24 protein-coding genes and 3 tRNA genes are annotated in these 24,130 nt (G+C 67.9%); 18 read left to right on the top strand and 9 right to left on the bottom strand.

The window, feature by feature from the left end:
• Positions 1 to 206: 206 nt before the first annotated feature.
• The 3 genes from NI1_RS00275 to NI1_RS00285 form a co-directional block, all read right to left on the bottom strand.
• A complete protein-coding gene (locus NI1_RS00275) occupies positions 207 to 1,646 on the bottom strand; it encodes a TIGR00366 family protein (RefSeq protein WP_067814933.1) in 1,440 nt (479 codons plus the stop codon).
• A gap of 85 nt (positions 1,647 to 1,731) precedes the next feature.
• A complete protein-coding gene (locus NI1_RS00280) occupies positions 1,732 to 2,685 on the bottom strand; it encodes a pyridoxal-phosphate dependent enzyme (protein ID WP_067812943.1) in 954 nt (317 codons plus the stop codon).
• A gap of 53 nt (positions 2,686 to 2,738) precedes the next feature.
• Complete coding sequence (locus NI1_RS00285; RefSeq protein ID WP_067812945.1) at positions 2,739 to 3,317, bottom strand: carboxymuconolactone decarboxylase family protein; 579 nt, start codon at positions 3,315 to 3,317, stop codon at positions 2,739 to 2,741.
• A gap of 71 nt (positions 3,318 to 3,388) precedes the next feature.
• Between NI1_RS00285 and NI1_RS00290 the strand changes: the two genes are divergently transcribed.
• The 7 genes from NI1_RS00290 (at position 3,389) to NI1_RS00320 (ending at position 12,752) form a co-directional block, all read left to right on the top strand.
• On the top strand, positions 3,389 to 6,610 hold the full coding sequence (locus NI1_RS00290) for an AfsR/SARP family transcriptional regulator (protein WP_067812947.1): 3,222 nt from the start codon (positions 3,389 to 3,391) through the stop codon (positions 6,608 to 6,610).
• Positions 6,611 to 6,762: 152 nt separating this feature from the next.
• Positions 6,763 to 7,278 carry a carboxymuconolactone decarboxylase family protein gene (locus NI1_RS00295; protein ID WP_067812948.1) on the top strand — a complete coding sequence of 172 codons (516 nt, stop codon included), beginning with the start codon at positions 6,763 to 6,765 and terminating at the stop codon, positions 7,276 to 7,278.
• Between the two features lie 44 nt (positions 7,279 to 7,322).
• On the top strand, positions 7,323 to 7,670 hold the full coding sequence (locus NI1_RS00300) for a DoxX family protein (RefSeq protein ID WP_067812949.1): 348 nt from the start codon (positions 7,323 to 7,325) through the stop codon (positions 7,668 to 7,670).
• A 68-nt stretch (positions 7,671 to 7,738) separates the two neighbouring features.
• On the top strand, positions 7,739 to 8,659 hold the full coding sequence (locus NI1_RS00305; protein WP_067812950.1) for a CE1 family esterase: 921 nt from the start codon (positions 7,739 to 7,741) through the stop codon (positions 8,657 to 8,659).
• A 166-nt stretch (positions 8,660 to 8,825) separates the two neighbouring features.
• On the top strand, positions 8,826 to 10,931 hold the full coding sequence (locus NI1_RS00310) for an MMPL family transporter (RefSeq protein WP_218026660.1): 2,106 nt from the start codon (positions 8,826 to 8,828) through the stop codon (positions 10,929 to 10,931).
• A 5-nt stretch (positions 10,932 to 10,936) separates the two neighbouring features.
• Positions 10,937 to 12,100, top strand: coding sequence for a sensor histidine kinase (locus tag NI1_RS00315; protein ID WP_067812953.1), 1,164 nt, complete (start codon positions 10,937 to 10,939; stop codon positions 12,098 to 12,100).
• Position 12,101: 1 nt separating this feature from the next.
• Positions 12,102 to 12,752, top strand: coding sequence for a response regulator (locus tag NI1_RS00320; RefSeq protein WP_067812954.1), 651 nt, complete (start codon positions 12,102 to 12,104; stop codon positions 12,750 to 12,752).
• Between the two features lie 12 nt (positions 12,753 to 12,764).
• On the opposite strand, the gene NI1_RS00325 is transcribed toward NI1_RS00320, so the two are convergent.
• Entirely contained in the window at positions 12,765 to 13,724 is a 960-nt protein-coding gene (locus NI1_RS00325) for a GlxA family transcriptional regulator (protein WP_067812959.1), read from the bottom strand.
• Positions 13,725 to 13,794: 70 nt separating this feature from the next.
• Between NI1_RS00325 and NI1_RS00330 the strand changes: the two genes are divergently transcribed.
• Positions 13,795 to 14,427 carry an HD domain-containing protein gene (locus NI1_RS00330; protein ID WP_067812960.1) on the top strand — a complete coding sequence of 211 codons (633 nt, stop codon included), beginning with the start codon at positions 13,795 to 13,797 and terminating at the stop codon, positions 14,425 to 14,427.
• A gap of 135 nt (positions 14,428 to 14,562) precedes the next feature.
• Complete coding sequence (locus NI1_RS37665) at positions 14,563 to 14,715, top strand: hypothetical protein (RefSeq protein ID WP_157534870.1); 153 nt, start codon at positions 14,563 to 14,565, stop codon at positions 14,713 to 14,715.
• Here NI1_RS37665 and NI1_RS00335 read toward each other — a convergent pair.
• The 4 genes from NI1_RS00335 to NI1_RS00350 form a co-directional block, all read right to left on the bottom strand.
• Positions 14,712 to 14,782, bottom strand: a tRNA-Gln gene (locus NI1_RS00335). The two genes, NI1_RS37665 and NI1_RS00335, sit on opposite strands and share 4 nt — an antisense overlap.
• 8 nt (positions 14,783 to 14,790) lie before the next feature.
• A tRNA-Arg gene (locus NI1_RS00340) sits at positions 14,791 to 14,867 on the bottom strand.
• Between the two features lie 4 nt (positions 14,868 to 14,871).
• Positions 14,872 to 14,946 (bottom strand) — tRNA-Leu (locus tag NI1_RS00345).
• Positions 14,947 to 15,207: 261 nt separating this feature from the next.
• A complete protein-coding gene (locus NI1_RS00350) occupies positions 15,208 to 15,885 on the bottom strand; it encodes a DUF3558 domain-containing protein (protein WP_067812961.1) in 678 nt (225 codons plus the stop codon).
• 161 nt (positions 15,886 to 16,046) lie between these two features.
• Here NI1_RS00350 and NI1_RS00355 point away from each other — a divergent pair, with 161 nt between their 5' ends.
• The 7 genes from NI1_RS00355 (at position 16,047) to NI1_RS00385 (ending at position 21,953) form a co-directional block, all read left to right on the top strand.
• On the top strand, positions 16,047 to 16,448 hold the full coding sequence (locus NI1_RS00355) for a TOBE domain-containing protein (protein WP_067814935.1): 402 nt from the start codon (positions 16,047 to 16,049) through the stop codon (positions 16,446 to 16,448).
• 5 nt (positions 16,449 to 16,453) lie between these two features.
• The gene (gene modA, locus NI1_RS00360) at positions 16,454 to 17,233 is read left to right on the top strand and encodes a molybdate ABC transporter substrate-binding protein (RefSeq protein WP_157534871.1); all 780 of its coding nucleotides are present in this window, start codon (positions 16,454 to 16,456) and stop codon (positions 17,231 to 17,233) included.
• Complete coding sequence (gene modB, locus NI1_RS00365; RefSeq protein ID WP_067812962.1) at positions 17,230 to 18,051, top strand: molybdate ABC transporter permease subunit; 822 nt, start codon at positions 17,230 to 17,232, stop codon at positions 18,049 to 18,051. Before modA ends, modB begins: the two co-directional genes overlap by 4 nt.
• Positions 18,048 to 19,097 (top strand): ABC transporter ATP-binding protein, encoded by a 1,050-nt coding sequence (locus NI1_RS39740; RefSeq protein ID WP_067812963.1) that lies wholly within the window; start codon positions 18,048 to 18,050, stop codon positions 19,095 to 19,097. The genes modB and NI1_RS39740 overlap by 4 nt, the downstream gene beginning before the upstream one ends.
• A gap of 41 nt (positions 19,098 to 19,138) precedes the next feature.
• Positions 19,139 to 19,591 carry a MarR family winged helix-turn-helix transcriptional regulator gene (locus tag NI1_RS00375; RefSeq protein ID WP_067812965.1) on the top strand — a complete coding sequence of 151 codons (453 nt, stop codon included), beginning with the start codon at positions 19,139 to 19,141 and terminating at the stop codon, positions 19,589 to 19,591.
• Entirely contained in the window at positions 19,584 to 21,389 is a 1,806-nt protein-coding gene (locus NI1_RS00380; protein ID WP_067814940.1) for an AMP-dependent synthetase/ligase, read from the top strand. Before NI1_RS00375 ends, NI1_RS00380 begins: the two co-directional genes overlap by 8 nt.
• 78 nt (positions 21,390 to 21,467) lie before the next feature.
• Positions 21,468 to 21,953: a GtrA family protein gene (locus NI1_RS00385; protein WP_067812967.1), complete on the top strand. Its 486-nt coding sequence runs from the start codon at positions 21,468 to 21,470 to the stop codon at positions 21,951 to 21,953.
• Here NI1_RS00385 and NI1_RS00390 read toward each other — a convergent pair.
• Complete coding sequence (locus tag NI1_RS00390; RefSeq protein ID WP_067812969.1) at positions 21,914 to 22,543, bottom strand: TetR/AcrR family transcriptional regulator; 630 nt, start codon at positions 22,541 to 22,543, stop codon at positions 21,914 to 21,916. The two genes, NI1_RS00385 and NI1_RS00390, sit on opposite strands and share 40 nt — an antisense overlap.
• Positions 22,544 to 22,633: 90 nt before the next feature.
• Between NI1_RS00390 and NI1_RS00395 the strand changes: the two genes are divergently transcribed.
• Positions 22,634 to 23,128: a nitroreductase family deazaflavin-dependent oxidoreductase gene (locus tag NI1_RS00395; protein WP_218026661.1), complete on the top strand. Its 495-nt coding sequence runs from the start codon at positions 22,634 to 22,636 to the stop codon at positions 23,126 to 23,128.
• A gap of 130 nt (positions 23,129 to 23,258) precedes the next feature.
• Complete coding sequence (locus NI1_RS00400; RefSeq protein ID WP_067812975.1) at positions 23,259 to 24,113, top strand: alpha/beta fold hydrolase; 855 nt, start codon at positions 23,259 to 23,261, stop codon at positions 24,111 to 24,113.
• Positions 24,114 to 24,130: the final 17 nt, after the last annotated feature.

Below are 24,130 nucleotides of genomic sequence, written 5' to 3' on the forward strand. Positions count from 1 at the left end.
AACAGCTGCCGAACCGATAAATCTCGCGATCATTTTCATCAACTCCTGTTCCGTGAATTCTCTCCTCCGAGAAGGCTTTATCTCACGGTAGGCGTCCGCCCCTGCCGCCCGTAACCACGCCGGCACACCCGGATAAGTGGCGGGCACTCACCGGTACCCCCACCGGATATCCCGGGGTTGCCGCAATTCGAATCGGCACAGCCGGTTCACGGCGTGACAGGCAGAATGGGTGGCAGGTATTCGAATGTCATGCCCAGCAGCTGAACGAGGAGCAGGACTACCGGCAGGTGAATGATGAACTGTAGGAAGGTGAATCCGACTAGGTCACGCGCCCGCAGTCGCAATACCGCCAGCAGCGGCACCATGAAGAACGGGTTGATGAGGTTCGGCAGGGCCTCGGCCGCATTGTAGATTTGTACCGTCCAGCCGAGATTCATCCCGACATCGGTCGAGGACTGCATCACGAACGGGGCTTCGATCAGCCATTTCCCGCCGCCCGAGGGGATGAAGACGCCCAGTATCACCGTGTACAGGGCGAGGACGACGGCGAAGCTGCCGCCGCCGCTGATATGGGTGAAGATCTGGGTGAGCTGGTCGGAAACGGTATGTCCGCCGCGCCCTTTCGCCCGGGCGAGAATGGCGGCTATTGCCGCGTACAGCGGGTATTGGACGAGAATTCCGGCGGTGACGGGTACCGCCAGGGAGACGGCGTGCAGGAACTTCTTCGGCGTTCCGTGCAATGCCAGGCCGAGCATCAAGGAGACCAGCAGATAGCAGTTGAGGCTGCTGACGACCGTGAGCACCGGTTTGCTGATCAGCTGGGAGATCAGCCAGCCCGCCGTCAGGAGGACGGCCAGGATCGGCAGAATGCGGCTGTATTCGAGCCATTCTCCCGGACGTGAGCGCGGCGGTATTTCGGTCGGTACGTCATCGACGTCGACGTGCATTTCCTGTGCCGTCTCGATCGCCGCCCCGGTGGGTGCGGAGAAGTACGCGATCGCCACGGTGAGCGCCATGAGGACGGCGCACATGAACAGTGATTGCCAGGTGAAGATCGTGTGCCCGAAGTCGAGCACGCCGGTGACCTTCAGCAACGCGGGCGGCAATGACGTGGCCGTGGCTTCCAATTGAGCCGCCGAGGAGGAGATGCCCAGCGCCCACACCGACCCGATTCCCATGAACGCGGCCGCGCCGAGCGCGCGGTAGTCGACACGCAGATCGGTCCGGCGCGCCACCGCCCGGGCCAGCAGGCCGCCGAGTATCAGGCTCAGCCCCCAGTTCAGCAGGGACACCGACATCGACAGCAGCGCAACGAAACTCACGGCGCCGGCGGCGGTGCCCGGTACGGTGGCCAACCGGTTGATCAGCCGCGTGACCGGTGGCGAGGTGGCCACGACGTATCCGGTCAGCACCACCATGGCCATTTGCAGTGTGAACGCCGTCAGATCCCAGAAGCCGTCACCGAACGCGTCCGCGACAGCGCGCGGCGACGAGCCGTTGAGCACGGCCGCGACGGCCACCAGAACCAATCCCGCGAGCGCGACGACATAGGCGTCCGGAAACCATTTCTCGGTCCACCGGGCGAGCGCCTGCGCGATGCGCGCGAGCCCCTTCTCGGGGCTGGTTTCCATGGTCGGTGTCGCCATCCGGGTGTCCCTCTTCTTCAACGCGTTTCGGGAGCCGAACTATGACACGCCGGCGGGCAGGGTGCTCTTCGGCTACCCGGATCGGTCAGCGGCCGAGGTCCGCGGGATCGGTGTTGGCTCCGCACAGCACGATTCCGATCCGCTCCCCGGGCTGGGGCCGGTAGGCGCCGGCCAGCAGGGCCGCCAGCGCGGTAGCCGAACCGTGCTCGACGGCCAGGCGATGGCGCCGCCACAGCTGTAACCGTGCGTCGATGATCGCGGCGTCGCCGACCACGACCGAGCGGGTGCCCGCGGTCTTCGCCCAGTTCAGGGCGGCGGGCGAAACCCGGGGCGCGCCCAGGGAATCGGCGGCGATGGAATCGTTCACGACCTCCCGCACGGTGTCGGCGGCGAGGGCGGCATGCAGCGCCTGGCTGCCCTCCGGTTCGGCCGCGACCACCCGGATGCTCGTTTTCGCGGCGACGGCGGCGATTCCGGAGAACATGCCGCCGGCGCCGACCGCGCAGACCACGGTGTCCAGGTCCGGTCGCGCCGCGGCGAGCTCCAGCAGGATGGTGCCGGCCCCGGCCGAGGTCAAGACGTCGTCGTAGGTGTAGGCGTCGATGGCGCCGGTGTCGTCCTGGAACAGCTGTGCCGCCCGCTGGGCCGCGGCCTTTGTCGCGCCGGTCACCCGCACCTGCGCGCCCAGATCACGCAGGCATCGCACCTTGTCCGGGGCTGCCGAACGACTGAGGAACACCGTCGCCGGGACGCCGAAACGCTTGGCGGCCCAAGCGAATCCGATGTCGGCGTTGCCGCCGGTGGCCGAGACCAGGCCCGCGCGCGGCATCCGGCCCGTCTCCAGCAGCGCGGCCACCAGGTTCGCCGAGCCTCTGGCCTTGAAAGAGCCGGTGTGTTGCAGGAATTCGAGCGCCAGGCTGATCCCGCCGGTCGGGGCGAGCTCGGTATCGGCGTCGATCACGGTGAGGGGCCGGACGATTCCCGCTATTCGCCGGGAGGCCGCCATGACGTCGTCGAATACCGGCGCCCACGGACCCATCACTCCTCCTCGTGCCCGCCGCGAACTCGGACATGGCGGGCCGGGGGATGGTATCAGCGCTCGGACTCGGTATCCCCGCTCCGCTCGCTGTGCCGCACCAGCGGCCAATCGATCGGCACCCGCCCGGCCAGGGAGAGGTAGGAGTCGAATACCGCGAGCGCGATCTCGGCCACGACGTCGACGAACTCGGCGTCGGTCAATGCGGCGCGGGCCGCGCTCACCTCCGCGTCGGTGACCGCGCCACGACGGCGGACCAGGGCCGCCGCCCAGGCCAGCACCTGAGCTTGCCTCGGGTCGGCCGCCGAGCCGGAGCGCGCGTCGGTGATCGCCTGCTCGCTCAATCCGCCGACCCGCGCGGCGAGGAAGCTGTGCGCCGACAGCACGTAATCGCAGCCGTGTTCCTGCGCCAGCAGCAGACCCAGGCGGGTGCGGGTGTCCGAGTCCAGAGTGCTTTCCGCGCAGAGGGAATCGGCGAGCGCGAGGTAACCGCGCATCGCCGCCGGACTGTGCGCCAATACCTTGGCGATATTCGGTGTGATGCCGAACAGCTGCTGAGCGGCGTCGAAGAGGTTTCGGGTCACGCCGGTGGCGGCCTCCGGCTCGATCAGCGGCAGCGGTGGTAGCTCGGTCATCAGGCCAGGATGGCGGTGCGCGTTGATACTTTTGCGATGCGCCCGCGATGGGTGTTGTATGTGACACGACAATGGATGTACGTTTCTCGATTCTCGGGCCGGTCGAAGTCAGGATCGGCGATCAGGTCGCGACCCTCGCGCCGCGCCACCGCGGGGTACTCGCCTACCTGCTCCTCAATGCCGATCGCGTCTGCACGATCGACCGGCTCATCGAGGCGGTCTGGGGGCTCGACGAGCCCGATACCGCGCGGGCTCAGATCCACGCCTCGCTCACCGCGATCCGGCGGGTGCTGCGCGCGGGCGATGCGGTGCAGACCATCCAGACCCGTGCGGCCGGTTATGTCGCGTATCCGGCATCGGCCCGGTTCGATCTCACCGACTTCACCGATCATGTCGCCGCCGCCGAACGCGCGGCGGACCCCCGGGACGCGATCGCGGAACTGCGCGCGGGACTGGCGGTTTGGCGCGGTGACGCACTGGGCGACCTGACCGCCGCCTATGTCGCCGCTGCCCGCGCCCGGTTGCACGAACAGCGGCTGACCGCGCTCGAGCGCCTGATGGAGCTGGAACTGTCGCTGGGGCGGCACCGGCAATTGCTGGATGAGTTGATCGCCCAGGTCGCCGAGAATCCGTTGCGGGAGCGGCTCACCGGGCAACTGGTGCTGGCGCTGTACCGCGCGGGACGGCAACGCGACGCGCTGGCCAGTGCCCGCGCGCTGCGCACCGCACTCGTCGAACAGCACGGGCTGGACCCGGGACCGGCGTTCATCGAGCTGGAACAGGCTGTACTGCGGGGCGATCCGGAGTTGCTGTTTCCCGCGGAACCCATACACCCGGAACTGCACCGGGCCCCGCCGCCACATTCGGCACAGCAACCGGAGCAAGCTCAGCTGCCGGACCATGCCCTGCGACCGGACCACGCTCAGCTGCCGGACCACGCCTTGCGACCGGACCACGCTCGGCTGCCGGACCACGCCTTGCGACCGGACCACGCGCAGCTGCTGGACAATGCCTTACGACCGGAACACGTGCAGCGGCTGGACCATGCCCTGCGACCGGAACACGCTCAGCGGCTGGACCACGCGCGTCGGCTGGATCCAGTTCAGCGACTGGAACCGGCTCAGCCGATCGGTACGTCCCAGCCGCCGCAGTGGTCCCAGGCAACGGCCGCGGCATCGCTGGAGGTCTCGCCGGCCGGCGCGAACTTCCTGCCCTACGACATTCCCGATTTCGCAGGCCGCACAGCCGAGTTGGATCGGCTGGGCGTACCCGATGAGGCGGGGCCGGGCGGGATCGTCGCCATCGACGGCATGGCCGGGGTGGGCAAGACCGCGTTGGCCGTTCATGCCGCGCATCGCCTCGCCGAGCGGTATCCGGACGGCCGGCTGTTCGTCGACTTGCAGGCGTACACGGCCGAACGCGTCGCGGTGCCCCCGGCTGCCGCGCTGGAAATACTGTTGCGGCAGCTGGGTATTCCAGCTGATCGCATCCCGGTCGGCGAGGCCGACCGCAGCGCGCTCTGGCGCAGCGAGCTGGCTCGACGCCGGATCGTCGTGGTCCTCGACAACGCCGCCGACGCCGATCATGTGCGCCCGCTGCTGCCCGCCATCACCGAGAGCCTGATCCTGATCACCAGCCGCCGGCGCATGATCGATCTCGATGGCGTGCACGCGGTGTCGATGCCGGTCCTGCCGCCGCGTGACGCGGTCGCGCTGTTCGAACGGATCGTCGGCGCCCGCGCGATCGCCGAGCCGGTGGCGGCGCTGGATGTATTGCAGCTGTGCGGGTTCCTGCCACTGGCGGTGCGGATCGCGGCGGCGCGGCTGCTGCATCGACCGCAGTGGAGTGTGGGCTATCTGGCGGGCCGGCTGCGCAACGAGCGCCGCCGGCTGGTCGAACTGACCACCGCCGAACGTGGTGTGGCGGCGGCCTTCTCGCTCTCCTACGGGCAGCTCGCCCCGGCGCAGCAGCGCCTGTTCCGGCTGCTCGGCCTGCATCCCGGCCGCGATATCGATCCCGTCGCCGCCGCCGCGCTCGCCGATCTGCCGCACGCCGACGACGCCGAAGTGCTGCTCGAGGAACTGCTGGATGTGCACGTCGTCGCCCAGCACGAACCCGGGCGCTACCTGCTGCACGATCTGCTGCGCGCCCACGCCACCGCGATCGTGGCGGCCGACGAATCCGACATCGCCCGGCAGGCCGCCCTGTCACGGCTGTTCGACCACTATCTGCACACCGCGCGCGCCGCGGTGGACCTGCTGTTTCCGCACAGCGCGACCGATCGCCGAACGCTGCCGCCCGCAACGAGCCCGGTCACCGGCGTCGACGATCCGGACGACGCGGTGCAGTGGTTGCACGCCGAGCGGGCCAACCTGCTGGCGGTGATCGGCTACGCGGCCGATCACGAGCGACCCGAATTCGTGCGCGATGCGGCGGCGACGCTGCGACCGTACCTGGACGGCTATTTCCACCACACCGACGCCGCCCGCCTGCATGCGATCGCGCTGGTGGCCGGGCGCCGGCTGGGTGATCGTTCCGGCGAAGCGCGGGCGCTGGCCGACCTCGGCTGGACGCATTGGCGGCGCGGCGAATACGCGGACGCGACAAGGTATTCCGAGCATGCGCTGTCGGTGGCCCGGGCGAACGGGGACCGCTTCGAGGAGGCCCGCGCGCTCAACACCCTCGGCAATGTTCGTTGGCGGCAACACGATCCCGACGCGGCTCGCGAATACTTCCGCGGCGCACTGTCGATCGCCCGGGAGATCGGCAACCGCAGCGGTGAGGCGCACGTCCTGGGCAATCTGGCCTTGGTCCTCGGCGACGACCGCCATGACCAGGCCCGCGAATATCTCGAGCGCGCACTGGATCTGCATCGACAGGTCGGCAACGCGCGCGGGGAGGCGCTGGTGCTGAACAAGCTCGGCACGCTGTACCGATGGTGTGGACGGACGGATCGGGCTCGCGAGCATCATGGCGAAGCACTCGAGCTGTATCGCTCACTCGGTACCCGTGGTGACGAGGCCGCCGCCTGGAACGGGTTGGGGCATACCGCCCGCGCCGACGGTGATGCGGCACAGGCGATCTCAGAGCATGCCACCGCACTCGACCTCGCGGAGCAGACCGGCAATCTGCCCGAGGCAGCCGACGCCCACGAGGGCCTGGCCCGCGCGTATCAGCTGTGCGGGCAGCCGGACCGGGCGCGCGAACACGCCGAACTGGCGCTGAAGCAGTACCGGGCACTCGGCCTTCCGGTGGCCGGCGGTATGCCGGAATTCCTGGCCACACTGTCCTAGCCGGCCCACGACTCATCGGCGATGCGTTCTGCTCGCCGATCCCCATAGCGACCGCATCGGCGAAGTATCAACCCGCCGCAGGACGCTTCTGTGGTGCGAAACGCGAACCGAATCTCCACCGGTCCGACGCACACCACAGGAAGGGAATCACCATGTCGAACACTGCCACCACCGCGCAGCAGACCGGCTCACGCCTGCCCAACCCGGCGCAGCTCGTCCCGGAGATGGGCGCGGTCGTCGGTGCACTGTTCAAGGCCACCGGCAACGGTTCGGTCCCGCAGACCACGATCAGCCTGATCCAGTTGCGCGCCGGTCAGATCGTCGGCAGCACCTACCTGGTGCTGCTGCACGTGGGCAGCCTGAGCAAAGCCGGCGAGTCGCAGGAGCGCATCGCGGCCGTGGCCACCTGGCAGGACGCGCCCTACTTCAGTGAGGCCGAACGCGCCGCACTCGCTCTGGTGGAAGCGGTCCTGCAACCCTCGACCGACGGCGAGCGGGTCTCCGACGAGCTGTACGCGCAAGCGAGCGCCCATTACGACGACAAGGCCCTGGCCACCCTCGCGCTGGCCATCGGCCAGGTGAACTTCTTCGTCCCGCTCGCGCTCATCGGCAAGCCGATCCCCGGAGTGTCCCCCGCCGCGCAGTGGACGCCTGTCGCAGCGCACTGAAACCCGTCCCGGACAAGAGAATTCGCAGAAACTAGGAGTTTGGAATGCATACCGCCTTTATCGTCGTCACCATCGTCGCCGCCGCCTGGGTCGGGTTCTCGGCGTTCTCGCTGTTGCGGCGAGCGTCGTTCGTAACCGATCCACTGGTGGAATACGGTGTGCCGCAGAGCTGGTGGACCATGCTGGGCGTCCTGAAGGCCGCGGGCGCGATCGGAATGATCGTCGGCCTGTTCATCCCGATCATCGGCATCGCCGCCGCGATCGGATTGATCCTGTACTTCGCGGGCGCGGTGATCACCATCCTGCGGGCGCGCTCGTACAAGACCGTCGCCTTCCCGCTGCTGTATCTCATCCCGGTTGCGGTGGCATTGGGATTGGGTGCCGCAGCCTAAACCGTCACAAGAGCTAGACCATCCTGTTACCTTGCCCATGAAAGCAATTGAGGGACAGGTGATTCAGTTTGTCACTGCACATACGGCGTTGCGCCGCACTACTGTTCGCGACCATCACGGCGACCACCCTGGCCGGAGCCGCAGCTCCGGCCACCGCCGAGCCAGACGGCGTCGGCGTGGAAATCCAGGACGAGCAGCTGCCGGAACCATCGGCAGCTTGCTCCACCGCCGACACCGCGGGCAAGCGCATCCCCATGACCACCGCCGACGGCCGGCCGTACCTGGTGTACGTCCCCAAGGGCTTGACCGGCCCCGCACCCCTGATCGTGGCGGTGCACGGCGGAATGAGCTCACCGGACAAATTCGCCGGTGAGACCGGATTCGACGGCTACGCCGAAAGCAAGAAGTTCATCGTCGCCTACCCGCGCGGCCCCAAGCAGGAGACCGGCGGCTACGGCGGCTGGGACTGGGCCAAAGGCTCAGCGGACGTCACCTTCCTGCGCAACGTGATCACCGGCGTAGCGAACACCTACTGTGTGAACCCGAAACGCGTGCACATGGTCGGCCACTCCAACGGCGGCCAGATAACCTCCCGCATGGCCTGCGACTCCGCGGGCACCATCGCCTCCGCCGCAACCTTCGCCTCCTACTTCCCCGGCGGCTACGACTGCACCCCCAGCCGCAAAATCTCCTTCGCCGTCATGCTCTCCGCCAACGACGTCCTGACCTGGCAGGCCGGCGCCGAATCCAACCGCGACATGTGGCGCATGCACGACGCCTGCGGCGCCAAAACCACCGAAACCGGCTACCAGGTCAAGAACGGCGAAAGCTACGCCTGCGCAGACGGTTCCGAAGTCGTCTACCGCCTCTACCAAGACCAACCCTCCCCGGACCAAGCCCACAACTGGCCCACCCCCACCGGAAACCCGAGCTGGAACGCCGACATCTTCAACCGCATGTGGAAGCTGTTCGTAGACAACCAACTCTGAGTGACTCTCACACCCGAGGGACCCTTCGAGGACCACCGATCGGTGGACCCTGCGTTCCACCGGTAGCGGCTGTCGGTGAGTCCGTGCGGTGAACAGGATTCATTGCATGCGTAATCGCTCGATTGGTTTGGCTCGTTGGAGTATTCGGCGCCCGTGGTGCGCGATCGTGTGCTGGTTGCTGTTCGTGGTGCTGTGTCTGGGGATCGGGCTCGCGATCGGTGGGAGGGCCGCGGGCACCGAGGATTTCCGGGTGGGGGAGGCCGGGCGCGGCGAGGCGATGGCCGCGCAAGGGGGACTGCAACAACGGGCCCTGGAGCGAGTGCTCGTCACGGGGCGGTCCGGGAGTGAGCCGGATTCGGCTGCCGTCACGGCGGCGGTGGGTGCGATCGGCGATCGGATGCGGGCGTTGCCCGAGGTGGAATCGGTTGGTGCACCGCGGTATTCGCGCGACGGAGCGGCGGTGCGTGTCGATGTCGTCATGAAGGGCGTCGAACTCGACGGTAAGAAACATGTCGCGCCGTTGCGCGCGCAGACCGCGCAGGTGCAGGCCGCGTACCCGCAGCTGCTGGTGGAGGAGACCGGTGGTCCCTCGATCAGTCAGGGAGTGGAAGCGCTGCGGGGCCGGGACCTCTCGCGCACCGAGATGATCGCGCTGCCACTCACATTGCTCACGCTGCTGGTCGTGTTCCGCTCGGTGACCCTGGCCTTGGTGCCGGTACTACTGGCTATTTCGGCGATCGCCGCGACCATCGGATTGTCCATGCCCGCATCGCATCTGGTGCCCGACAACGGCGTGGGCACCAATATCGTTCTGCTGATCGGGATGGCGGTGGGCGTTGACTACACCCTGTTCTATCTGAAGCGGGAACGCGAAGAACGCGCCCGCGCGCACGGCGGACTGGATGCGCGGGCCGTGGTCGAGCTGGCCGCGGCCACCTCGGGCCGGGCGGTCGTGATCTCCGGGTTCGCGGTGGCGATCTCCGGTGCGGCAATGTTTCTCGCCGACGATGTGATCTTCTCCTCGATCGCTACCGCCACGATTCTCGTCACCCTCGTCGCCGTGCTCGGCTCGTTGACAGTGCTACCCGGACTGCTGGTAGTGCTCGGCGCGCGGTTCGATCGGCGTGGGCGTCATGAGACCGGCAACCGCTGGAATCGTCCGGGCCGGATCACCGGAACGCTGCTTCGGTTCGTCGCTCGAAATCCCGCCGCGGCCTCCGCGGTTTCCGTGCTGGCCCTGCTCGGGGCGACGGCTCCGCTGCTCGGACTCGAGCTGTCCGATATGGGCCGGGAGACCCATCCGCGCGGCATCGCGGCCATGCGGACCTTCGACCGGCTGAATCAGGCGTTCCCCGAACTGAAGTCGATGCATCAGGTGGTCGTGGTCGCCCCCGCCGAGAGGTTCGACGAGGTGACGGCCGCACTGTCCGCGTTGACTCGTCGCGCGCAGGCGGATCCGGCACTGGCCGGTACCGCCGAGTTGCGGTCTTCGCCCGATCGTCGCGTCAGCCTGCTGGAACTCGCGGTGCCGCACTATGTGAGCGACCCGGCGGCTCTGGCGTCACTGGATCGGCTGCGCGAGGTTTACCTACCGGCGACCGTCGGCGCACTCCCGGACGTCGAATCGGCGGTGACCGGTGATGTTGCCCGCTATGCCGACTATCCCGAGCATCAGAAACGACAACTGCCGTGGGTCATCGGTGCTCTCCTATTGGCTACCTGTGCGCTGACGATATGGGCGTTCCGTTCGGTCGTCCTCGGGCTCGTCGGTGTCGTCCTCAACCTGCTGTCGGCCGGGGCCTCGCTCGGTTTGCTCACTCTGACGTTCCAGCACACCTGGGCCGAGCGCCTGCTCGGCTTTCATTCGACCGGAACGATCGGCTCCCGGGTGCCGCTGCTGCTGCTGGTCATCCTGTTCGGGCTCTCGATGGACTACCAGGTGTTCGTGATCAGCCGCATCGAAGAAGCCAGGCGGAGTGGGGTGCCGACGCATCGGGCCGTCCTCGACGGCATCGGGGGGTCGGCGAGCGTGGTCACCAGCGCCGCCTTCGTCATGGCGACGGTATTCGCGGCCTTCATTCCATTGCACATCATGGAGATGAAGCAGATGGGATTCGCCCTCGCGATCGCAGTCCTGCTGGACGCCTTCGTCATCAGGATCCTGCTGCTGCCCGCGCTACTGTTGCTGCTCGGCGATCGAACGTGGTGGCCGTCGCGGCCGGCCCGGCGCACGCGCGGCCTGGAGGACCCCGCACCGCAGAAAGTAGGCTGATCGCAATGGATCAACCGCAGTCCGACGACCGGTTCCGAACACGGATCCTGCATCGGTGGTATATGGCCCTGTGGACGGCGTTCGGCCTCATCCCGCCGCTGATCGCGGTGTGGGACCGCGATGGGGCAACGAAGTACGCGACAGCGACGCTGATGTTCGTGCTCGCCGTCGCCTGGATATCGGCATGCGGGCGTAATCCGTTGTTGCGTCCCGAACTATTCCTCGGACTGCTGATTCCGGTGCTCGGTGTGATGTCGTTTCTGTTGCACGGCGGGGCCGCACTGTTCATCGTCTCCCTGCCGCAGTTCTGGATTCACGCCGCCGGCGCCCGGCGCGCGGTCGGCTTCACCCTCGCCGGGGGAGCGGCCAGCCTCACCGGGCCGCTGGTCCGACAGGAATTCTGGAGCGGCAATGTCGTTTTCACCGTGCTCGGCTGTGCCGGCGGCGTCCTGGTCGGGTTGCTGCTGCATCGCATCGTCCGGTACAGCGACGAGCGCGCGCGGCGGCTGGCTGCCGAATTGGAATGTGCCCAGAGCGAATTGGCCAGGGCGCATCAGCGACAGGGTGCCGTGGACGAACGCGAGCGGATCGCCCGCGAAATCCATGACACCTTGGCGCAAGGTTTCGCTTCCATCATCGTGCTCGCGCAGGCGGCTCGCGACAACCTCGGTGCGGATCGGGACAGAGCTGCCGAGCAGTTGCGCTCCATCGAGCGCACCGCGCGTGAAAACCTCACGGAGGCACGGATACTCGTCGGCTCCGATCCGCATCGCAACCTCGCGGCGGTCGCGCTCGCGGATATGCTGCGCCGCACGGTGGGCAGGTTCGGCGAAGACACCGGGCTAAGCGTCGATTCCGAACTCCCGGATCTGGACTGTGATCAGCCGACGCGGATCGCTCTGTTGCGCTGCACGCAGGAGTCGTTGGCGAACGTGCGCAAGCATGCGAGCGCGGGCGCGGTCGGGGTCGTGCTCGCCCGGCAGCCCGACCGTATCGAGCTCGAAATCACCGACGATGGAAGGGGTTTCGACCCCGCGCAGGTGCGCGGCTTCGGACTCGTCGGCATGCGCAAGCGGCTGGCCGAACTCGGCGGTGAACTCACCATCACCAGCACGCCGGGCGAGGGGACCCGAGTGCTGGCGACGATTCCCGTGAATGCGCAGGTGTGACATGACCGAAGTACCGATTCGTCTGGTGATCGCCGACGATCATGCGGTGCTGCGCGCCGGTGTTGTCGCGCTACTGGAATCCGAGCCGACCGTGGAGATCGTCGGCGAAGCCGATGACGGTCGCGCCGCGATCGAGCTCGTCGAGCAGGTGAATCCCGATGTGGCACTGCTGGATCTGCGCATGCCCAACCTCGACGGGGTGGCTGCCACCGCCGCGATCGCCGCGCGCACCACCACCCGCGTGCTGATCCTCACCACCTATGACACCGACGCCGACATCGAGCGAGCCATCGAAGCCGGAGCCATCGGTTACCTGCTCAAGGACACCTCACGCGATCAACTGGTCGACGCCGTGCACGCCGCCGCCCGCGGCGAGACGGTGCTCGCGCCCCGCGTCGCCCAGCGGCTGGTATCCCGCATGCGCAGACCTGCGCACATCGCATTGACTGCCCGCGAGAAGGACGTCCTGGAGGCGGTGGCCGATGGCCTGTCCAACGCCGAAATCGGCAGGCGGCTGGTGATCGGCGAGGCGACGGTCAAAACCCACCTGCTGCGGGTGTTCGCCAAACTCGATGCCAGGGACCGCACGCACGCGGTCGTCGTCGCACTCGACCAGGGTTTGATCTCCCGCCCGAAGCTCACTCGAGGGTAGCCATCGGTCGCTCTATTCGGAGTGCCGGCTTTGGAAGGTGGTTCGATAGTTCGCGGGTGAGGTGCCGACATGGCGGTGGAACGCGGCACGGAACGCGGCCGGGCTGCCCAAACCGCTGAGGCCGGCGATCTGTTCGACCGAGGCGGTGGTGGTCTCCAATAGCTCACGGGCCCAATCGATGCGCGCGGCCGTCAGCCAGGCCATCGGCGAGGTGAGTGTCTCCTGCTGGAAGCGGCGGATGAACGTCCGGCGCGACAGGTGTGCACGGTGGGCGAGTTCGTCGACGCTGTGGCGGTGAGTGAGGTTGTCGAGCATCCAGGTGCGGATCCCGGCGAGGTCTTCCCCGTGGGTCGGGGGACGGAATCGCTCGATGAACTGGGCTTGCCCGCCGGGGCGGTGCGGCGGGGCGACCAGTGCCCGTGCGCGAGCATTGGCGGCCGCGACGCCATGATCACTGCGAATTATGTGCAGGCACAAGTCGATACCCGCGGTGACGCCGGCCGAGGTGAGGATGTCACCGTCATCGACGTAGAGGTGATTGGGCTGAACATCGATCCGGGGGTACAGGTGTCGGAGCAGGCCGGCCTGCTGCCAGTGGGTCGTCGCGGAGCGTCCGTCCAGCAGCCCGGCCGCGGCCAGCGCGAATGCCCCCGTGCAAATCGACACCAGCCGTGCCCCGCGGGCATGTGCGTCGCGCAGTGCCCGCAACGCGGTCTCGGGAATCGCGGCGTCGGCAGGCTCGAAGCCGGGAACGATGATGGTGTCGGCCGCATCCAGTTCCTCCACCCCGGCGGGAGCGGAGACGGTGAACCCGCCGCTGCCACTGTGCACGAGTCCGGCCGACGGATCGACGCAGACGGTGACGCGGTAGTTGCGGTCCGCGCCGAATGCCTGCACCGGGATGCCTAGATCGAGCGGTAGCACACCCGGAAGAGCCAGCACCGCGATCCGGTGCACACGACCATTCGACATGGCACAATCCTAGCGATACAAGGCACCAGTGCCACTGTTGTGCAGCCGAACCGGTTCGTAGCCTGCTCATATGGATGTTTCGCTCGACCTGCCTTCCGGACCTGTCGCCGCCGCGGTGCTCACCACCGTCCGTTCCTCGCTGACCCCATCGCTGGTCAACCACAGCATGCGCAGCTACTTCTTCGCCCAGATCCTGGCCGCTCACGAAGGATGCCTCCAGGACGCCGCCTACGATCGCGATCTCTTGTTCGCCGCGACCGTCATGCACGATCTGGGCACCGGCACCCTGGCGAAAGGCGAAGCTCGATTCGAGGTCGAAGGCGCCGACCTGGCGGCGGATGTGTTGCGGCAGCACCACTTCCCCGAAGCGGACATCGATCGAGTATGGGAGGCAATCGCCGTGCACGCCTCAGCCGGTATCGCCGAGCGCCGCGGCCTGCTCTCCTACCTCACCCGCGGCGGAATCGGCATCGATTTCGGACAGAATGCCGAGATCGTCACCGAATGGGAAAAGCAGATCCACGCCCAGTACCCCCGCCTGAACATGGAACGTTCCCTCGTCGATGCGATCGTCGAGCACGCCGCCCGGTCCGCCGCCGCAGGCTCCCCCTACTCCCTCGGCGGCACACTGCTGCGCGAACGCCAGGCGAACGAAGTCACCGCCATGGAACTCGCCGCCGCATCATCGCCGTGGGGCGAGTGATCAGCCGATCGAAAGTTGTTATGCCCTTGGGTCGGCAGACGGCGACGGGAGACCCCCTTGACTTTCCTAGCAGGAAACTGGATCCTTACTTTCCAGGAAGGAAAGTGAAGCTGTTGCCGAACAGGAGCCCTCGACATGGGAATCTTCCGCAAGACCAAGCGCGACCCCGACGACCGGACCGACGCGCAAGCCTCGGAACCCCCTCCTCCCGACAAGCAGAAGAAGCGCCGCCGCACTCGCCGCCGACTGCTCGGCGGCGCTTACACCGGCGGCTGGAGCGGAAGCTGAAGCGCCAGGATTCGAACCTGGACTGACGGTTTCAGAGACCGACGTGCTGCCGTTACACCACGCTTCATCGAAAGTTGGTATGCCCGGGAGGATTCGAACCCCCAGCCGGCTCCTTCGAAGGGAGTTGCTCTGTCCGGTTGAGCTACGGGCATTCGGTTCCCTCGGTGAGATTCGAACTCACACTGGACGCCTTCTGAGGACGCCGCCTCTACCGAATTGGGCTACGAGGGAATGGAATGAAAAAGGGCCGCTCCGTGGCTGATTCGCCGGAGAGCGGCCCTGAGGGGTCTATGGGTTAGACCCGGGGACCGCCGCGGGGGCGCAGGCGGGGGAGCGAGGTGAGGGAAAAGGCGGGCTGGGTGCGGGCGGCGACGAGCCGGCGTTGCCGCTGGTTCTGTAGCTGTCCGGTCATTGCTCGTACCTTCCTCGGGTGTTCGTTGTGATGACGGTAGCAGGGGGAATTCGGGTGGGAAACCGAATTATCGGGTGCTGTCAGTTCACGTAGGCGGCTAGGCCGGCGAGGGTGGCTCGGGTGGCTTCGCAGGGTTCGGGTGCGTCGGATTTCAGGTTTCTGGTGACGAGGTAGGTTTGGCCGCCGCGCACCGAAAAGCCTATGTAGCAACCGGTTTTGTTGCCGTCTTGGGCCGCGCGGTAGCGGAAGGCGTCGTGGCCGGCGACTTGGATCGGGCTGAAGTCGACGTAGCGGCCGGACTGTTTGAAGTCCTCTACGGACTGGTGGGTGGAGCCGATCGAGATCTCGGACTTGCCGGTGGTCGATTGCCAGCGGCAGCTGGGTTCGCTGTCGGAGCCGAGGACCTGCTTGCTGTCGGCGCGGAAGCCGAGCCGGGTCATGTCCGCGTCGGCGATCCCGCAGGGGTTCCAGAGGGTGGCCGGTGTTCCCGCTTTGGATTCCGGAGCGCTGGACGGGGCCTGGGTGGGCTCCGGTGCGACCGTCGGGGTGCCGGGGCCGGGGGTCGGGACTTCGTCGTTGCCGCCGGTATTCGGGCTGCCGCCGGGGGCTGTCGTGGCTGTCGCCGATCCCGTCGCGGAGGCCGTTGTCGTGGTGCCCCCGTTCGTGTCCTTGTCGCTGGATGTCGTGGTGCATCCGGTGAATATGAGCGCTGCTCCGAGTACGGAAACCAAAGCGCGCGCCGACTTCGTCTTACTCATCACTCGTGAAACCCCAATCGCTGCTGCGTGTTTCGGATGTCCATGATCCGACCCGTATATCTCGTGCCACTGGAGAACGTTACGCAGATAAGAATCTGCGGATTGGAACGGAGCGGTCGTGAGGGTTTGCAATCCGCGTTTGCGGCAATATGCTGCCTTTCGTGACGAACTTGCGGATCAGTGAGGCGGCTGCGCTGCTCGGGGTCAGTGATGACACCGTGCGCCGCTGGATCGATCAGGGGCGGCTGGCGTCGATCAAGCTGGAGAACGGCCGGATGGGCGTGCGGGGCGCGGATCTGGCCGAGGTGCTGCGCACCAATAACAGCGAGGCGCCGGAGCCGGGGGTCACCGTGGCGGCCTCGGCGCGCAATCGCATGCGCGGGATCGTGACTCGGATTCTGAAGGACACCGTCATGGCCCAGGTGGAGATGCAGGCGGGCCCGTTCCGGCTGGTGTCGCTGCTGAGCCGGGAATCGGTGGATGAGCTCGGGCTGGAGGTGGGCAGTATCGCCGTCGCCTCGGTCAAGTCGACCCATGTCGTGGTCGAGATACCGGAAAGTTGATGACGATGAAGATGTTTCGCTCGCTCGGCCCGGTCGCGGCGGTCCTCGCGGTGACCGCCGGGCTCGCCGGATGCGGTGGCCAGGACAAGGGCACGCCGGACGGGAAGGTCGGCGGCACGGTCACGGTGTTCGCGGCGGCCTCGCTGACCGAGACCTTCACCAAGCTGGGCAAGGAGTTCGAGGCCGCGCATCCGGGCGTGAAGGTGGTGTACAGCTTCGGGGCCAGCTCCGCGTTGGCCGAGCAGATCAAGCAGGGCGCGCCCGCCGACGTCTTCGCCTCCGCCGCGCCGGCCAATATGCAACAGGTGGTGGATGCGGGCGACGTCACGGGGCAGCCCGCCACCTTTGTCAGCAATCGACTGGAAATCGTTGTGCCCAAGGGTAATCCGGGGCACATCGCCGCACTCCAGGACTTCGGCAGGACCGAACCCAAGCTGGCCCTGTGCGCCGAGCAGGTGCCGTGTGGCGCCGCCGCCAAGAAGATGTTCGAGGCGGCGGGCATCACCCCGCAGCCCGATACTCGCGAGCAGGACGTGAAGGCGGTGCTCACCAAGGTCACGCTCGGTGAGGTGGACGGCGCGCTGGTGTATCGCACCGACGTGCAGGCCGCAGGCGACAAGGTGGAGGGCATCGACTTCCCCGAATCGGCCAAGGCGGTCAACGCCTATCCGATCGCGCCGCTCGCCAAGGCTCCCAATGCCGCCGCCGCGACGGCTTTCGTCGAGTTCATCAAGTCCGATCAGGCCAAGCGGGTCTTCGCCGCCGCCGGATTCGAAACCCCATGAGCCACCGGGTGCGACGGCGGGCAGCGCGCGGCCGGCGGCCGATCGTGCTGGTACTGCCCGCCCTGTGCGCCCTGGCCTTCCTGATCGCACCCCTGATCGGCCTGCTGGTGCGCGCCCCCTGGCCGACACTCACCGACCGGCTCTTCAGCCCGGAAGTCGGTCAGGCCCTGCGCCTTTCGCTGCTCTGCGCCACCCTGGCCACCGGCATCTGCCTGGTGCTGGGCATTCCCCTGGCCTGGCTGCTGGCCCGCGCGCAGGTGCCGGGGCGCGGGCTCATCCGGGCACTGGTCACCGTGCCGCTGGTGCTGCCGCCGGTCGTCGGCGGCGTCGCGCTGCTGCTGGTCTTCGGCCGCCGCGGCCTGTTCGGCCAGTACCTCTACGACTGGTTCGGCATCTCCCTGCCCTTCACCACCACCGGCGTGGTCATCGCGGAAGCCTTTGTGGCGATGCCCTTTCTGGTGATCTCGGTGGAGGGCGCACTGCGCGCCGCCGACACCCGATACGAAGAGGCGGCCGCCACCCTGGGCGCCTCCGCCTGGTACACCTTCCGCCGCGTCACCCTGCCCTCGGTGCTGCCGGGCGTCATCGCCGGCGCGGTGCTGTGCTGGGCGCGCGCCCTCGGCGAATTCGGCGCCACCATCACCTTCGCCGGCAACTTCCCCGGTAAGACCACCACCATGCCCCTGGCCGTCTACCTCGCTCTCGAAACCGATCCGGATGCCGCGATCGTGCTCAGCCTGGTGCTGCTGGTGGTCTCGGTCGGTGTCCTGGTCGCCTTGCGCGAGCGCTGGATTCGCGGATCGCGAGGAGCGCTGTGACCCTGCATGCCGAATTGCGCGTCGAGCGCGGCGATTTCCGCCTCGATATCGATGTCACCGCCGAGCCCGGGGAGGTAGTGGCCCTGCTCGGCCCCAATGGCGCGGGCAAATCCACCGCCCTGCGCGCCCTGGCCGGATTGCTCCCGCTCACCGGCGGCCGCATCACCGTCGCCGACCGGGTCTGGGACGCGCCCCCGGCGGTCTTCGTCCCCGCCGAACGACGGCAGGCGGGGGTCGTATTCCAGGATTACCTACTGTTCCAACACCTTTCGGCCCTGGAGAACGTGGCTTTCGGTCTCCGCGCCCGTGGCATGCGCCGCGCTCCCGCCCGGGCCCGCGCGGCGACCTGGCTCGAGCGCGTCGGCCTCGCCGACCACATGAACCGCACCCCGCGCGCCCTCTCCGGCGGCCAAGCCCAACGCGTCGCCCTGGCCCGCGCCCTGGCCACCGAACCCCAGCTGCTGCTGCTCGACGAGCCCCTCGCCGCCCTCGACGCGAGCACCCGCCTTCAGGTCCGCGCCGATCTTGCCCACCATCTGAGCGATTACCCCGGCCACACCATCCTGGTCACCCACGATCCCCTGGACGCCATGGTCCTCGCCGACCGCCTGGTCATCCTCGAACAGGGCACTGTCGTGCAGCAGGGCGCCCCCGCCGAGATCGCCCGCCGCCCCCGCTCCGAATACGTCGCGAACCTGGTCGGCCTCAACCTCTTCCGAGGCGCAGCCGAAGGCACCACCGTCACCATCGACACCGGTGGCACCCTCACCGCCGCCGGCGCCTCCACCGGCCCGGTCTTCCTCGCCTTCCCGCCCACCGCCGTCAGCCTGCACCCCGAACAACCCTCCGGCAGCCCCCGCAACACCTGGCCTGTCACCGTCACCGGCCTGGAACAGCACGCCAACACCACCCGCGTCCGCCTCGACGGCGCACCCCCGGTCCTGGCCGACATCACCCCCGCGGCCGTGGCCGATCTCCGCCTGCATCCGGGCATGCGCCTGTGGGCCGCGGTGAAGGCCACCGAGATCCACAGCTATCCGGCCTGACCCCGGCGGAGACCGTCACCACAGGTGGTTATAGTTGCGCTATGCAACACCAACCCGGGCGGTCCGCCGAGATCGCCGCCGTGCACGACGAGCTGACGCAGATCGTGCGCGAGATCATCGCGGGGCGTCCCGCGGTCGAGGGCGTGCCGTCGTTCACCCAGCAGTCGACGCTGTCGTTCATCGATAGGCATCCCGGCTGCAAGGCCAACGCGATCGCGGAGGCGTTCGGGGTGCATCGCTCGACGGTGTCGCGGCAGCTGCGCGGCTGTGTGGAGGCGGGCTGGGTGGCGGCCGGGGAGGGCAGTTTGCACGGGGGTTATCCATTGACTTTGACCGCCGCGGGGCGTCGTGCCCTCGCCGCGGCGGCCGGACGTGATCTGATTCAGCTCGGCGAGCGCATGGCCGACTGGACGCCCCGGGAAATCGCCGAGTTCGCCGAGGCGCTGAAGCGATTCCGTCACCCCGATTCGACGACTGGAGATGACCATGCGTGAGTACGCCGCGGCGGACACGTTCACCATCGACGCGGACGAGACCATCGTCCGATCGGTGTTCAGCCAGGCCGAGCAGACGCCGGAGCGGGTGCTGTTCTCGCGGCCGGTCGGCGACCGCTGGACCGATGTCACCGCCGAGCAGTTCGCGCGGCTGGTCTCCGACGTCGCGAAAGGGCTGATCGCCAACGGTGTGCAGCCGGGCGACCGGGTGGTGCTGCTGTCGGCGACCCGGTTCGAGTGGACGCTGCTCGACTTCGCGATCTGGGCCGCGGGCGCGGTGACCGTGCCCGTCTACGACTCGTCCTCCGCCGAGCAGGTGCGCTGGATCCTGGAGGATTCCGGGGCCGCGCTCGCGATCGTGGAGAAGGTGCGGCAGAAGGAATTGCTCGCGGGCGCACCGGAATCGCTGCGGCGATCACTGGTCATCGATGACGACGCCGAAGGCATCCTGATCGCCGATGGCGCGAGCGTCGCCGACGAGCTGCTGCGCGAGCGCGTCGACGGCCTGCGCGCCGATAGCCTCGCCTCGCTGGTCTATACCTCCGGCACCACCGGCCGCCCCAAGGGCTGCATGCTCACCCACCGCAACTTCCTCTCCGAGGTGCGCGGCATCCTGACCGCCAGCATCGGCGAGGTCGCGCGGCCCGGACAGCGGATGCTGACCTTCCTGCCGCTCGCGCACGTGCTGGCCCGCGCGGTGTCCCTCGCCGCGTTCGAAGGCGGTATGACGCAAGCGCATTGGGCCGACTTCAAGACCATTACCGGGCAGTTCGCCCGCTTCGCGCCGCACACCATTCTCGGCGTGCCCCGGGTGTTCGAGAAGGTGCGCGACGGCGCCGACAAGAAGGCCCGCGAGGGCGGCAAGGTCAAGGGCGCGATCTTCCGATTCGCCGAGCGGACCGCCATCGAGTGGAGCGAAAACCTCGACCACACCGGTGGATTCGTGCGTAAGCCGGCGCCGCTGCTGCGGGCGCGGTACGCGCTCTGTGATCGCCTGGTGTACACGCCGTTGCGGGCCGCGCTGGGCGGGCACTGCGAGTTCGCCATCTCCGGCGGCGGCGCGCTGGCGCCCCGGCTGGGCCACTTCTTCCGCGGCCTCGGCGTCCCGATCTACGAGGGCTACGGCCTGACCGAATCCACCGCCGCGCACTGCGTCAACGTGCCCGGCGCGATCAAGATCGGTTCGGTCGGAAAACCGCTGGGCGGCAACGCGGTCCGGATCGCCGCGGATGGTGAGATCGAACTCGCCGGCGGCGTGGTCTTCGCCGGCTACTGGCACAACGACGACGCCACCGCCGCCGCCGTGACCGACGGCTGGTTGCGCACCGGCGATATCGGCGAGCTCGACGCCGACGGCTTCCTGTCCATCACCGGCCGTAAGAAGGACCTGCTGGTCACCGCCGGCGGCAAGAACGTCTCACCCGGCCCGATGGAGGACCGGATCCGCTCGCATACCCTGATCTCGCAGGCCGTGGTGCTCGGCGACGGCCGTCCGTTCATCACCGCGCTGATCACCATCGACCCGGAGGTGTTCGAGTCGTGGAAGGCCGAGCACGGCAGCCCGGCGAGCGCGACCATCGCCGACCTGCGCGAGGACCCCGCTCTCCTGGCCGATGTGCAGCAGGCGATCGACGACGCCAACAGCGCTGTCTCCCATGCCGAGTCGATCAAGAAGTTCGTCGTCCTCGACCGCGACCTGACCGAGGAATCCGGGGAACTCACCGCCACGTTGAAGGTCAAGCGGCATGTGGTTTCGGAGCGGTTCGCCGACGAGATCGAGGGCATGTACCGGCACTGAGCCCCGGATCCGGCTGCGAAACACGATTATTGGGCCGGTGATCACCTGCGGGTCATCTGCCGGTGACACCGTGGTGGCGTGCGGATCGAGACAGCGACCATCCCGGCCGGCGCCTCGCGCCCGGTGCGGTGGTTTCACCGTTTCTGTGCGCGGTTGACCGCACTGCTGCCGTTCGGCCTGTCCGCGGTGGTGGCGCCGACTTTCGTGGGTTATCTGCTGTTGAGCGCGTGCACGTTCAGTCTGGATCTGATCGTGCTCACCGTGCTGCACGGCGGGCTGGGGTTGCCGGTGCCGGTCGCGGTGACGGTGGCGTACGTCGGTGCGTTCGCCACCAGCTTCCTGCTGAACCGGACCTTGAACTTCGTCTCGCACGCGGCGGTCGGACCGCAGCTGGTGGTGTATGTGCTGGTCGTGGTGGTGAATTACATCGTCTTCATCCTGGGCGTGACCAGCGGTCTGGCGGCGCTGGGCGTCGACTATCGCCTCGCCCGGGTTGCCGCCGGGCTCGGCGAGGGTCTCTATCTCTACGCGTCGATGCGCTGGCTGGTCTTTCGCCGGGCGTGATCGGCGAGCGCGGGGGCGACCCAGGTGGTGAGGTAGGCGCGCAACTCCGGCCCGCGTCGCGGAGGACGGCCGGGGTCGATGACGAAGGACTGCACGATGCGCAGCATGTGCTCGACGAGCTGATCCAGATCGGCTTCGAAGATCCCGGCGGCGGCCCAGTCCACCGAGAAGCGTTGCAGTAGCGAGCGGCCGAAAGCCAGTGCGGTATCGGAGGTTACGCCCGCGCTGAACGCGCTGGCCCGGCCCGGTGCGAGCAATAGGCCGAGGTACTTCTCCTCGGGGAGCCGCTCGAGGGTGAACGCGATGCCCTCCACGACGGCGGTCGCCGGGTCGTGGATCGGGTTCAGGTGTGCGGCGAGCACATCGAGGAAGTGTGTGGTCTGCGCGATGGCGGTCGCGGTCAGCAGTGCGTCGGTATTGGGGAAGTAGCGGTACACGGTCTGCCGCGTGACGCCGAGGTCCCGGGCGATCTGCGCGATGCTGAAATCGCTGCCGGACAGGTCGATTGCCTGCCGCGCGGCGGTCAGGATGCGGTCGACGGCCTCCGCGTCGTCCGCGGGTGTGGTCCCGGACCACCCGTGCGTGCGCACCGAACAGCTCCTTCCCGCGCGTGGTATTCCGGCCGAGGTTACCGCGTGACCCTTGACCATACATATGGATGGAGATGTATGGTCTGGCGCATGACGACCGTACCGCCCCGCCCCAAGCAGCTCGACTCGCCGATGCTGCCCAAGATCTTCAAATACGTTGGCAAGGCCCAGGTTTGGGTCTACCGGCGCACCGGCGGCCGGATCGGCGGCAAGTGGCGCATCGGCGCGGGATTCCGCAAGCCGGTGCCGACGCTGCTGCTCGAGCATCGTGGCCGGAAATCGGGTGCGGTCTACACCACGCCCTTGCTCTACCTCGCCGACGGCGCCGACACGGTGATCGTGGCCTCGCAGGGCGGCCTGCCCAAAGACCCGCAGTGGTACCGCAATCTGCGCGCCGACCCGGAGGCCCACATCCAGATCGGCCGCAATCGCATTGCCGTGCGGGCGATCACGGCCGATCCCGCGCAGCGCGCCCGGCTCTGGCCGCTGCTCGTCGATCTCTACGCCGACTTCGACACCTACCAGGCCTGGACCGAGCGCGAGATCCCGGTGGTGATCCTGCGGCCCACCGCAGCTCAGAGCTGATTTCGGGGGCGAGGATCGGATGACGTAGTCGGCGACTACGTCATGGTCGGCGTCAGTTGACAGATGTGGCGGCGGGCCCGTGCGGACGAAGGTGAGAACCGCACAACCGCTTCCTCGAAAGGACAACGACATGGCCGACATTCGACGCCCCCGCATCCGCCGCACCGGCCGGGCGATCGCGGCGATCACGGCCGCGGTGGCCGCCGGCAGCCTCGCGGTGGCCTGCACCGCGAGCAAGACCACCAACGCCGGGCCGATCGAGGACGCGCCGCGGCCGACCATCGTGCTCGTGCACGGGGCCTTCGCCGACGGATCGAGCTGGAACGATGTCATCGAAAAGCTGCGCAAGGACAAGTATCCCGTGGTGGCGGCGGCGAATCCGCTGCGCGGACCGGCCTCCGACGCGACCGCGCTGAAGAGCCTGATCAGCCACATCAACGGCCCGGTCGTCCTGGTCGGGCACTCCTACGGCGGATCGGTGATCAGCAATGCCGCGGCCGGGAGCGATCAGGTGAAGGCCCTGGTCTACGTCGCGGCGTTCCTGCCCGCGGTCGGCGAGACCGCGCTCGAACTCACCGGAAAATACCCCGGCTCCACGCTGCCCGCCGCCCTGGACCCGGTCCCGTTCACCAACCCGGACGGCAGCGCGGGCACCGATCTCTATATTCAGCAGGCCAAGTTCCGCGACCAGTTCGCCGCCGACGTGCCCGAGGCTCAGGCCGCCCTGGCTGCCGCCGCCCAGCGCCCGATTCTGCAAGCCGCCCTGGAGGAGAAGGCCACCGTCGCCGCGTGGACCGACAAGCCCAGCTGGGATGTGGTCACCACCAAGGACCTCAATATCCCGGTCGCCGCCCAGCGCTTCATGGCCGAGCGGGCGCACGCGCAGGTCACCGAGGTCGATGCCTCGCATTCGGTGGCGGTCTCGCATCCCGATCTGGTGGCCGGTGTGATCGAGCAGGCCGCCCGCTCCACCGCCGCCCACTGACGGTTTCGCGAAAGTCG

The organism is Nocardia inohanensis NBRC 100128 (genome assembly GCF_001612945.1).
Taxonomy (GTDB): Bacteria; Actinomycetota; Actinomycetes; order Mycobacteriales; family Mycobacteriaceae; genus Nocardia; species Nocardia inohanensis.